Genomic DNA, 12,376 nt, shown 5'->3' with positions numbered 1-12,376 from the left:
AATTATAATCCCTTAGCCAATGATGAATAATGGCTGATCAAATTCTACCGGGTCGCCGTTTTCAACTAAAACAGATTTGATAACACCAGCTTTATCAGCTGTGATTTCGTTCATCATTTTCATCGCTTCGATAATACATAAAGTATCACCAACATTTACAGTATCACCTACGCTAACATAAGGCGCAGCACCTGGTTTTGATGCTGAATAATAAGAACCTACCATAGGTGATTTAACTTCATGACCTGCTGGTTTTGCAGGTGCAGCCGCAGGCGCTTCTGCTGCTGGCGCAGCCGCCGCTGGGGCAGGTGCAGCAACTGGTGCTGGGGCTGCATAATGATATGGTTGTGCAATTGGAGCCGCACGGCTAATGCGTACTGCTTCTTCGCCTTCAGTAATTTCTAACTCAGAAATGCCTGACTCTTCAACTAACTCAATTAGCTTTTTGATTTTACGAATATCCATAGCCATAATTTTGCTCTCTCTTTATATTTAATCTGCAATGGTCAATTATTTAATCGCTCGATAGGCTGCATCGAGCGCATAAAAATATCCCTGACTGCCCAAACCACAAATAACGGCTTGAGCAACATCAGAGAAGTAAGAATGATGTCTGAATTTTTCCCTTTTATGCACATTAGATAAATGCACTTCAATAAAAGGAATATTAACTGCCAAAATGGCATCGCGTAAGGCAACGCTGGTGTGAGTAAATGCCGCAGGGTTGATAATAATAAAATCAACCTGATTAAATGCCTGATGAATGGCATCAATTAAAACATGCTCTGCATTAGACTGAACATGAGAAAGCTCAATACCTAATGTATCGGCTTGCTCAGTTAATGCTTTTACTATGTCATTTAAAGTTTCGTGGCCATATATCTCTGGTTCACGCTTGCCTAGCATGTTTAAGTTAGGACCGTTTAGTAACAATACTTTCTTATGACTATTTTGCATGTTTCTTTTACTTTTTTGGCTCATTTTAGAGTTAACTTCGGAGAAAACACCGCGAAGTAATAAATTCCACTAACTATAGAAGAATCTGAGCCAATTTAAAATGATATTTTCAAAAAAAATGGTCTAACCAGTTATTTCTTTGCAAAATTAACGAAATTAACCTGTTTTTTGCCGAAATTTCCTCCAACCGTCATTTTTTATCTCAATTAAAGTTATTTAGCCTGTTTGTTGTTAATTGCGCAGTTTTGAGATAACCAAGTTTGGTAATCTTTTGAGATAGCAACTAAAGGTATTGCGATAATTTCCGGCACATCGTAAGGGTGCATTGTTTTTACCTGTTGCTCAATTTGCTCAAATAACGAAATATGGCTTTTTAGCTGAATTAATGATTCAGCATCTTGTTCTATCTTACCTTGCCAATGATAAATAGAGGTCATTGAATCTATAATTTGAGCACAGGCCGCAAGGTTTTGTTCAACTAATTGTTTGGCGATATGTCGAGCTAAAATTTTATCTGCACAAGTCAGATTAATTTGAATAAATTCAGACATGGAATTTCCTTTATAACGGAATCAACTAAAAACAAACTAAAACATTTAAAACCAATTGTGTCAGAATATGTCATAAAGGTAGTTAAGGTAAATCTTATTTAGCGAATTTTTAGCTAATTTTCAGTTTTCATTTTGCACTTGATTTTGCTGATTTTGTAACCATATTTGTATTTCAGACAGAGAAAGAGATTTTTATGCTTAAATTATTTATTTTATTTGTAGTATTACCTATCGCAGAAATCAGTTTGTTACTTCAGGTTGGTGATCTTATCGGCGGTTGGACCACATTAGCTATCGTTATTTTAACTGCAATTGTGGGTGCGCAGTTAGTTCGGGCACAAGGTCTAGCGGCACTTGCTGAAATTAAACAAAAAACGGCTATGGGTGAAGTACCAGCTGAATCAATCACCGAAGGTATTATGATTCTGGTAGCCGGTATTTTATTGGTTACCCCGGGTTTTATTACTGATACATTAGGCTTTTTGATGACAATCCCTGTTACCCGTAAGCCTTTTGCTAAAGTATTAATGGCGCAATTTGGTCAACAATTAAAAAATCAAAGTTTTGCTTATTACAGCAGTAGTCAAGGCGGTTTTACTGGCCAAAGTGGCTCGCCTTTTTCTCATTCGGCAAGTGGCGATGACTCCAGTGTTATTGAAGGAGAGTGGCGCCGAACCGACGAAAATAAAAAATTAGATAAATAAAGCTTTCACTTTATTCTCTTGTTATTCTTTTATTATTATCAACCCAATTAATACGGGTATATAAACCTAAGACTGATGATTCAGCTTAGGTTTATTTATTTTTAAGGTTTATACTTTTCAACAACATTAATCAATACGCAGCAATTGCTGCCGCGTTGCTAGTATTATTTCTATCAAGTTCTGAGCGGTTGAGATCAAATTGTAGTTAGGGCTTTAGCCCGTTTTATGCCTGTAGCTTTGAACGCCATAAATGGCGAACTACAGATAATTAACCATTCAAAACTAAAACAGAAATGCACTAGGTCATTAAAAATTAAATGCAAAGGCATAAGCATTTTCAAAGGAGCTTTGTGTGAAAACACGTTATAAAGTTTTAATAGGGCTGTTGAGTATTATTATTTTATTTATTTTAGCCGACCGCTTTATTGATCGAACCCCATTTGTTCAGCAAGCTATGGACGACATCAGCCAAAACGCACCCTATCAATTAAATTTAAGCCATATTGAACATAGCTTTTTATCTCCGGGTATATTGGCGATTAAAAACTTTAGCTTTACTGACGAGTTTGACAACGAGATCACAGTTGAGTCGCTCAATGTAGCGGTTGATATTCCTAACTTGTTTAGTAAAAAAGTGCATGTTGAAATTGTGGGTATTGAAGGTGTAGCGGTTAATGCATCAGAGCAGGGAATTAATCAATTGATTCAGGCGCTGGCTCAGCCACAACCTGAGCAAGAAAATACCGAAGCTTTACCTATTGCAATCGTTGAGTTAGACGATTTTAAAGTATCGCCGATAAAATTAAATTTTCAGTCTGAGCAGGGCAATATCCAAGTTGATGATTTAACGGTTCAAGTCAGTCAGGTGAGCCTGCTTAAAGATGGCGTATTTAATTTAGACGAAGTCAAAGGCCAGTTAAAATTAAACTCACGTGAGGTCAATGTATTAGTTAAAAACTTTCAGGATCAACGAGATACCTCAAGAATTGATTTAGTGCTGGCTAACTCTGAACTTGAGCTGGATATTAACCAAAGCCACGCTAGTCAGGTGACACTTAAAAGCCTGAATTTACAGCAAGCCGATATTAAAGTGAATTTAGGTGCAATTGAGCAAGCTGATAAAAATGCAATAGAAAAAGCTGGCGAAGAAGTTAAAGAAGTCAGCCAAAAAGCAGCTGAAGAATTAATTGAACTGCCTTTGGATTTTTATGTACAGAGTTTGGATATAGGGCAGGTGAATATGTCTGTTTTATACCAAAAGCAAACTTACACTTTAGACAAATTAAAAGTATCGTTAAAAGATTGGACTATCACCAATAATAAACAGTTTACCCTGCAAAAACTGGCTGGCGAGTTAGAGTTGTCGATTGATAAAATTGAGCAATCGCCAATTGATAAAAGTACAGATGACAACTTAGCTCAAAACCAAATGTTATTACCTTTTGAAAGTCAGGCGATTATTCAAGATATTAAACTGTCTTTAGATATTAACAAAACTAAAGCAGAACAAATCACGGTTAAAAACATTTCGTTTAATCAAGTTGATTTTGCATTGGATATGCCAAATGCAAACCAACCAGAAGTTGCTGAAAATGAACAACCGGCTATGCAATCTACGCAGCTTGAGCAAACTAATTCTGAGCAGACCAGCTCTGAGTCAAGCGCTGCCCCCACGAATCAACAAACTGCTCAAGAAAACACACAAACTGAAACGGCTGAAACTAAAACACCAGATGCTAAAACACCAGCAAATCCAGAGTTTGAGCCTATTCCATTGCCATTGGATGTATTTTTAGCTGAACTAAAAGTTAACACGATTAATGGTCAGTTATCTCAAAGTCAGCAAAAAGTTGAGCTTGAAAATATGGCAGTCGCACTTAAAAATACTCAGTTGACACAAAATAAACAAATTGAGCTGGATAAATTACAAACCCAGCTTGAGCTTTCTGTTACTAAAGCTCGTGCGCTAGAATATGAAATTACCGACTTAGCAATGAATGCAAAACTGGCAAATGGACAAGTCGATTTAGCTAACATGGCTTTTGAATTATTTGATGGCCAGATTAATTTAAGTGCGCAGGCTAATTATCTTGCGCCATATAAAGTGACACTCAATCATTTTAATGCCGATAATATTGCCGCTCATATTGAATTTGCTGATCCCAATAATCAAGCTGAACCAGCTGAGCAAAAAAGCACAGAAAAAACACCAGAAATTGTGGTGGATGAAGGCCAAACCCCACAACAAGCCGATCCTAACCGGATCGATTTGGTTGAGTTTATGCAAGTGAATAAAATTAAACTTAATAATATTCAACTTGAGGTGAGCGATCCAAATAATCAGCAAAGCTGGCTTAATTTGGCTGATTTATCTTTTAACCTAAACCAGTTAACTCTGGTTGAAAATCATCAGATTTTACAACTGGAACAAATTAAATCAGGCTCAGAGCTTAAATTAAATTTAGCCAAAGTAACTTATTTAAGTTCGGTTATCGAAGAGGTTGTATTAAATCTTAATACGTTAGATAAAGGGGTTGCGGTTAACGATTCTGGCTTTAAATTGGATGATGGTAACTTATTGGCTAATGCTCAGTTGGTGAGTGAAAGCGCAAAATATCACACTAAATCAGACATTAACTGGAAAGATTTAAACTTATCAAGAATTGATGCTTTTGTGCAGGATTTACCGGTAAAACCTAAAGGCTTAATTAGCGGTAAATTTAACAGCGAATTAAGTTTTGAACCTACAGCTAAAACGGTGCAGGACATTGATGGCAGCATTAAGCTTTCTACTGGCGGGTTTGAACTAACCGGTATCGCCTTAGATAAAATCATTGATGGCTTTAAGTCGAGTCAGGAAACTTCGCTTTTAGATGTAGGCATGTTTATGGTTTCAGGACCTTTAGGCATGGTTGCAATGAATTTTGCTCAGCTTGGCACTGGCGCAGCACAGTTAAAAGGGAAAACTAAAATTGAAGATATTAGTTTAGATAGCCAAATTAAAGATAGTATTGTGCAAGTTAAAAAAGCGGATTTAAAAACTAAAGACCACCACCTCGGTTTTTATGGTCAGGTTGATCTGGCTAAAAACCGGTTTAAAAAGTTCAGATTTGGTATTTTAGACTCGGATGGCTGTGCGGATATCAGACAAACTTTAGATGGCCCATTTGATGAAGTAAAAGATGTACTGTTTAGCACTACAACGGGGGCAGTAACCAGTCCGCTGTCCAGTGTATTTAATCAGGCTGCTAATTTAGCTAACGGTGGGAAATGTAATCCGTTTTTCCCTGCTGCAAAATAAAAATACAACCATCGCAAATAAATAAGCCGCTCTAGAATAGCGGCTTATTTTAAAATTAATTATTTAGATTCGGTTAGCTATTTTCAATCACTTCAGCTACTTCGTCAAAATCTGGTTTAGAAGCAAAATGTTTTTGCGCATACTCAACTCGGTGAAGCGCATTGCGTTTATGTTGAATCCGTTCGATTTGTTTGAGTCTAGGTTTTAAGCCACAACCATTTGCTACCTGAATTGATAAACCCGGACGTGCATTAAGCTCTAATACTAACGCACCTAAATTTTTATCCAATACAATATCAGTACCCAAATAACCTAATTGGGTTTCGTCATAACACCGTGATGCTAATATTAATAACTCTTTCCAGTTCGGGACAGATAATTCAGATAATGCTCGGTGAGTATCTGGATGCTCAACAATGGGTTGCCCAAACTGAACCGCATGCAAAGCATTACCGGTTCTTATATCAAGGCCAACGCCAACCGCGCCCTGATGTAGGTTAGCTTTACCGTCTGAATCTTTAGTCGATAAACGCATCATTGCCATTACAGGATAACCACGGAAAATAATTACCCTAATATCCGGCACACCTTCATGGCTGAAGCCGTCAAACATAGGATCAAATTCGATTAACTCTTCAATAATCGCAACGTCGGGGTTGCCACCTAAACTATATAAACCAGCCAAGATATTTGAGCAGTGGTGCTGAAGTTGTTCAAGGTTTAACAGTTTCTGGTTTGTTTTTACATATAACCCATCATGCTGGTTAATAATGACTAAAATCCCTTTACCGCCACTGCCTTTAGCTGGTTTGATGGCAAAACCTCGGTTTAGAGGTAAATGTTTTAGTAATTGTTGTACCTGAGACTGATGCATAATTGTAGCAATCAGTCCGGGTACTTTAATTTCGGCATCCAACATTAGTTTTTTCGTTTTTAACTTATCATCTACTAATGGGTATAAATGTCGATCATTGTATTGGGCAATATAACGGCTATTACGTTCATTCATGCCTAAAATGCCAAGAGCATGCAGTTTAAACGGGTTTGCCAGCCAGTCTGTAATGCGCATGATTACTTTCCTTGGTCCTGACTATTCGCCAGCATAGGCTTAAACCGGTACAGTTCTAGTAAACGATAACCTGTGTAATTACCTAATAATAAAATAACGGCAAGGATAATAAATTGCATTCCAATAAAGTTGAACGTTAAGTGGCGCACTAAATCACTGGTCATTGCAAGGTAGGCTAAAATTGCGGTAAATAAACTACCACCGCCTTGGATCACTACTTCTTTTGCACCTTCTTCTTCCCATAAAATGGACATACGCTCAACAGTCCATGACAAAATAATCATAGGGAAGAAAGTGACTTTTAAGCCTTCTGTTAAGCCAATCTTATAACTGAGTACACTAAATACGGCGATAATCGCAATAACACTGATAATAACCGCTGAAATCCGCGCGACCAGTAGCAGATTCAAATGTGACAAGTAACTGCGTAACATTAAACCAGTAAAAATAACTAGTAAAAAGCCAATTAAACCTGTGGCTAAAGACGTTTGAATAAATGCCAGCGCAATTAATACTGGCATAAAAGTACCTGAGGTTCTAAGCCCAACTAAAATTCTGAGTAAACAAACAACTAAAGCGCCAACAGGCAATAATAAAATGGTTTTAAACAGGGCTTGTTCTTCAATTGGTAAACTGTGAATTGAAAAACTGACTAGATTCTGTTCACTATCCTGTTTGGCTTGAATCGCCGCAGCAATAGATTCTTGTTTTTTGATAATTGAAAAGCTGACATTTGAGTGGTTGGCTCCAACCACTTCTAAAATAGGTGATTGAATTTGTTGCCATAAAATAAAGTTATCTGGTAGGCCACGCACACCAGAGTTTGGTTGAAAAATTTCAAATTGATCGTTTTGCCAAACCCGAACAAAAGGCACTAATGCTTGGCGACGACGACCATCTTCTAACTTTAAACCATAAATTAATTGTGCTGGAATGCTGGCCTGATTTAATAAATTAACCGCTAAACGGGCGATGTTAGATTGTTTATTTTCAAGCAGGGCAATGTTTTGATCTTGCTCTTGCTGGTTTAATACTTTAAATAACTGCTGAGCAAAGCTAAGTGGATCAGCCGATTGTTGGCGTGCTTGGCTGATAATTTGATTAGCTGCGGTTTTAAATGGTTCTTCCCAATTAACTAGTGCAATTTTTGGTGGTTCAATAGGCGCTGTTTCTTGGCTTTGATCAACTAAAAAATCAGCACGATAAAATAATGTTTGCTCACCAACCGCTTGGCGAATTGACCACTCAGTTTTAGATAAAGTATCAATAAAAGCGACACCATAACCCGGAGACGCTGTACTTTCATTAATTAACGTAAAACCGCTTTGGTTTTGCGGACGGGCTAAATTGGCTTTTACGGCATCGCCTAACGCATCAAACTCCACGCGTGCTTCAATTGACCAAATTGTGGATTTTTCACCAGGCAACCAAGGTACTTGATACTCAATGTGGCGAAAAATCGATAAAACTAAACCAATCGTAATTAAAATAGCGATTAAAAAATAAAAAGGAACTTTAGAGCGCGTCATTATTTGGTTTCACTTTTCTTATATTTTGGGTGAATAAAGGTGCGGCCTACATCAATTAAAGTTAAATCTTGTAAAAACTCACGTCCTAGTAGAATTGGATAATCCATATCAGAGCGGTCAGCTAGCGTAAATTCTGCAATTTGGTGTAAGTTGCCTAAATTTATGCTGAGTTTAACCACATGACGACGTTCTGTTTCGTCACTGCTGGACTGTCTAATGCGAACGGTTCTTTCTATTTTGGCTTCAATTTCTCGGCCATCTAAATCCGTTACTTGATGTAACAATTGAAAGCGTACCCATTCTTCACCATCGCGCTCAAACTCAACAATATGTTTGGCACTCAGTGATGAGGTGGTAGCACCAGAATCGACACGAGCCTTAAAGTGTTCATCAATTATCGGGAAGTACACCCATTCTAATTCGCCAACAATGACTTTGCCATCTAATTTAGGTTCTATCACTTTTTTAGGCTCTGGGCAGCTTAATTTAGCATTGTGAGGCTGTGCTTGATGTTTAATTAATCTGGCTTCAATACTTTTTGCTGCTTGTAATATATCAGTGTTTTGTTGTTGCTGGTTATCTATTTTAGCTTCAAGCGTATCCAGTCTGGTTTGGCACTGGCCAAGTAATTGGCTTTCAAACACTGACATTTGTTCTGTAATAGTTTGGTTAATATCAGGTTGGTTGGTTTCAGGCGTTTCTGCTGTTTGCGTTTGAGAGGTTGAAGTACAAGCTGAGATACTGGTTAGTGCAGCCACAAAAGTTAAGGTTTTTATTAAATTAATTTGACTCGGCATAATATTTTAACTTGTATTTAGTGTTCAAAAATTGGCGCAGATCATCTCATGTAAAAAATGTGTTCGCAAGTAGTTAGCCCCCTAATTAATTGTTATTGATAAGGTTATGTGACAGGTTCTACGAAACAGGGATTTGTTAATTTTTGTGAACAAATCCCTGCCTGTTTAAGAAAGGTAAAAGTAAGCTGATATAGCGCTAAAATACGGCTGTTAAGCTAAATAGCGGCTACGTTTATTGTCTTTTAATTTGTTGATATCTACCAAAACTAAACCGTCGATACAGTCGGCAAAGTCAGGGTCGACTCCAAAATCTAAAAACTCAACGCCACCGGGCTCACATAATTCACTGTATTGTTTATACAAAGTTGGAATGCTAGTCCCCATGTTGGCCAGCATAGATTTTAATTTAATGAAATCTTGTTTGTAATCATCGCCGCTAAATGCACTTTTCAGTTCATTTAATACAATCTCAGATATTTGATAAGGGCGCTTTGAGCTGGCTAAATCAAAGTTGGATTGAAAATACAGTTTATAAAAATAAACCATTAAATCTTTGGCGGCTTTTGGCATGCTATTACTCATGCTAACCGGGCCAAATAAATAACGAATATCCGGATTTTTTTTAAGGTAAGCACCAATGCCGTACCATAAATAATCTAGGCTTCTCATGCCCCAGTATTTGGGTTGAACAAAGCTGCGGCCAAGTTCTAATCCTTGACTAAAATAAGGGCGCATTTGGCTGCCATAATTAAATAGCGAGTCGGTATATAATCCTTTTTGACCATATTCATCAACGATTCTGTGGGTATTACCTAAACGGTAAGCCCCTACAATTTCGCTGGCTTTGTCATCCCATAAAATCAGGTGCTCATAATAAGCATCGTATTTATCTATATCGCGGCGCGCACCAGAACCTTCACCAACGGCTCTAAAGGCAATTTCACGCAGACGACCAATTTCACGCATAATGGGTGAGCTGTCTTCAAATTTATATAAATAAATATCTTTTTTATCACTGGTTTGGCCGATTAAATCGCATTTACTTAACGCGTGTTTTAAATCTTCTCGTGATTCAGGGCGGGCAATTGCGCTTTCTGTGATAAAGCAGCCTTTTTTCTGTTTGCCTATCCGGTATAAGTGACGCTGAAATAATCGGATTTTTTCTTTGTTGGTTAACTGAATGCCTTTAAAACTTTGGTAAGGAATCAGTTCGCCAACTCGAACCGGCATACTTTTATCCTGCTGTTTAAACATCTCTTTGACCAAAAACAGCGTTGAAAGAGGTTTGTAAAGCATAGATAAAAAATAAAAACTAGTGGAATTTTTACCTTGAACATACATAGGTAAAATGGGTGCTTGGGTGGCTAAAGCTAGCTTTAAAAAACCACCGTTCCAACGACCATCTCTGATCCCTGATGGTTTTAATCTGGATACTTCACCAGCCGGAAAAATAATGACTGCGCCTTCATTGCTCAGATAATTTTGAATGCCTTTGATATTTTCGCGCGCAGTGCGACCGCCCATGTTATTTACCGGCAATAATAGTTTTTGCAAAGGCTCTACTGTCATTAATAATTCATTGGCGACGACTTTAAAATCTTTACGCACTTCGCTAACTAACTTAATTAACGCTAAACCGTCTAATGAACCGATTGGGTGATTAGCCACAATAACACAACGGCCATGACTCGGGATACGTTCTAACTCACGATCTGAAATGGTGTAGCTAAAGTCGAAATAATCAAGCACTTGCTCTACAAAATCTAAACCGGTTAGATGAGGATATTGCTCAGCAAATTCAATAAATTCTCTTTCATGTAATAAACGGCGCAGAGCAAATTTGGTGATGTTAGTTAATAGTGGGTGTTTTTGTAGTTGGGGTAAATTTTTTTCGATGACTTCGTCTACAGTAAACATGCTTCTGGTACTCCAGGTTAAACTCAAGCGAAGTCTACTGCCTAAATATTAAACATAGATGCCAGATTTGTGTCAGAAATATGTCAAATAAAAAAGGCTCACTTAGTAAGCCAGTAATACCGGCTTACTTGGTGAATGCTTGATATTAAGCGGCTTGTTTGCTGGGTGATTTTTGAGCTTGTTCAAATTGAGTGATGGACTGAATGCTTTCGGTCCAGTAAATCAGTTCAATTGAGCCATCTAAGTTTTCAGCTAGCAGGGTACAGTTTTCAATCCAGTCACCGTCGTTGCAATACAAACAATCGTCGATTATTTTGACATCTGGTTGATGAATATGGCCACAAATAATGCCGTCGGCACCTTTCTTTTTAGCGTATTTCACTGCTGCATGTTGGTAGCGGGCAATGGCTTCGTTAGCGCCTTTTACTCGGCTTTTAATATAACCAGCTAATGACCAATATCCAAAACCAAACATTTTACGTAGGCTAAAACAGCAGCGGTTTAAAAACAGTAATAAATCGTACAGCAAATCACCTAATACTGATTGCCATTTGCCTAAACATACATCACCGTCAAATACATCACCGTGGGTGATCAGCAATTTTTGCCCTGAGCTGGTGGTATGAATAATTTCTTCTTTTATGATGACTTCGGCAAAGGTCATGCCGATGTATTTTTTGACTTTTTCGTCGTGATTGCCCGGTAAATAAATTACTTTGGTACCGGTTTGTGCTTTTTTGATGAGGGCATCTACAACTTGATTATGCTTTTCAGGCCAGTTAAATCTACGTTCTAGTGCCCAAATATCAATAACATCGCCAACCAGATATAAGGTGTCACAACGAACTTTAGCAAGCATGTCGAGTAAATAATCGGCTTTGCAGTCTTTGCTGCCAAGGTGAAGATCTGATAACCAAACAGATTTATAGTGAAAACTTTGTGCTGCCATAAAGTTGTCCTTTTGAATTGTTCGGCAACAGAATGACGGGGTAAAGTTAAACTAAATTGACTATTTAATGAACATTCAATGAATGCAGGCCAAATTGCCTGACATTCAATTATTTATGATGGGTTTATAAACTACCGGTAAAAAACAGTTTTATAGCAGAAAATAAACCTTTAATTTCAACAATGTCATAGCGGGTACAGTGTCTTGAGTTTTGTTCGTCACACAAATAAAGCCAGCGCTGATGTTGATCCAGATTAATCTTATATTGGCTGTCGAGGATAAATGGCTGACTACCAAATCGGCTTGGAATATAAATACTTTGTGCAACAATGCCTAATTTTTCATAAACAATCACTTTTGGATAAGGTAGGCAAGCTAAAGTCACTAAAAATAATGCCATAACATAATATTTGGTTTTACTAGGGGCTTTGGTTTGCACAATTAGTTGTGATTCTTTTGGTCTCGAGCTTAAATCTGCCATTTTTTGTTTAATTAGTGCTTGCTGGCGCTCAATAGCCGCTTTTTGCTGCTTTTGTTTGAGCTGCTTTTGATATGCCTCTTTATCGAGTAACTTGTGCTTTTGGTTCATATAAGACTCTTAC

The 12,376-nt window shown here is 37.7% G+C and carries 11 protein-coding genes; 2 read left to right on the top strand and 9 right to left on the bottom strand.

The window, feature by feature from the left end:
* Positions 1-12: 12 nt before the first annotated feature.
* From accB to cutA, 3 genes are all read right to left on the bottom strand, one after another.
* Entirely contained in the window at positions 13-465 is a 453-nt protein-coding gene (gene accB / locus N7931_RS11760; protein WP_262794322.1) for an acetyl-CoA carboxylase biotin carboxyl carrier protein, read from the bottom strand.
* A 45-nt stretch (positions 466-510) separates the two neighbouring features.
* Entirely contained in the window at positions 511-957 is a 447-nt protein-coding gene (aroQ, locus tag N7931_RS11755) for a type II 3-dehydroquinate dehydratase (RefSeq protein WP_262794286.1), read from the bottom strand.
* Between the two features lie 212 nt (positions 958-1,169).
* Positions 1,170-1,508: a divalent-cation tolerance protein CutA gene (gene cutA / locus N7931_RS11750; protein WP_262794285.1), complete on the bottom strand. Its 339-nt coding sequence runs from the start codon at positions 1,506-1,508 to the stop codon at positions 1,170-1,172.
* A gap of 194 nt (positions 1,509-1,702) precedes the next feature.
* Between cutA and N7931_RS11745 the strand changes: the two genes are divergently transcribed.
* Complete coding sequence (locus tag N7931_RS11745; RefSeq protein WP_262794283.1) at positions 1,703-2,212, top strand: FxsA family protein; 510 nt, start codon at positions 1,703-1,705, stop codon at positions 2,210-2,212.
* 352 nt (positions 2,213-2,564) lie between these two features.
* Positions 2,565-5,513, top strand: coding sequence for an AsmA family protein (locus tag N7931_RS11740; protein WP_262794281.1), 2,949 nt, complete (start codon positions 2,565-2,567; stop codon positions 5,511-5,513).
* Positions 5,514-5,586: 73 nt separating this feature from the next.
* Here N7931_RS11740 and N7931_RS11735 read toward each other — a convergent pair whose 3' ends face one another.
* The 6 genes from N7931_RS11735 to N7931_RS11710 form a co-directional block, all read right to left on the bottom strand.
* Positions 5,587-6,582 carry an alpha-L-glutamate ligase-like protein gene (locus N7931_RS11735; protein ID WP_262794279.1) on the bottom strand — a complete coding sequence of 332 codons (996 nt, stop codon included), beginning with the start codon at positions 6,580-6,582 and terminating at the stop codon, positions 5,587-5,589.
* A gap of 2 nt (positions 6,583-6,584) precedes the next feature.
* On the bottom strand, positions 6,585-8,111 hold the full coding sequence (locus tag N7931_RS11730; protein ID WP_262794277.1) for an inactive transglutaminase family protein: 1,527 nt from the start codon (positions 8,109-8,111) through the stop codon (positions 6,585-6,587).
* Positions 8,111-8,908, bottom strand: a complete 798-nt coding sequence (locus N7931_RS11725; protein ID WP_262794276.1) for an ATP-dependent zinc protease — start codon at positions 8,906-8,908, stop codon at positions 8,111-8,113. Before N7931_RS11725 ends, N7931_RS11730 begins: the two co-directional genes overlap by 1 nt.
* A gap of 210 nt (positions 8,909-9,118) precedes the next feature.
* Positions 9,119-10,825, bottom strand: coding sequence for a lysophospholipid acyltransferase family protein (locus N7931_RS11720; protein WP_262794275.1), 1,707 nt, complete (start codon positions 10,823-10,825; stop codon positions 9,119-9,121).
* Between the two features lie 145 nt (positions 10,826-10,970).
* Complete coding sequence (locus N7931_RS11715; RefSeq protein WP_262794273.1) at positions 10,971-11,774, bottom strand: UDP-2,3-diacylglucosamine diphosphatase; 804 nt, start codon at positions 11,772-11,774, stop codon at positions 10,971-10,973.
* 124 nt (positions 11,775-11,898) lie between these two features.
* Entirely contained in the window at positions 11,899-12,363 is a 465-nt protein-coding gene (locus N7931_RS11710) for a hypothetical protein (protein WP_262794271.1), read from the bottom strand.
* Positions 12,364-12,376 lie beyond the last annotated feature (13 nt).

Source organism: Catenovulum sp. 2E275 (assembly GCF_025515275.1).
GTDB lineage: Bacteria > Pseudomonadota > Gammaproteobacteria > Enterobacterales > Alteromonadaceae > Catenovulum.
This window is presented reverse-complemented; position numbering and strand designations above follow the sequence as displayed.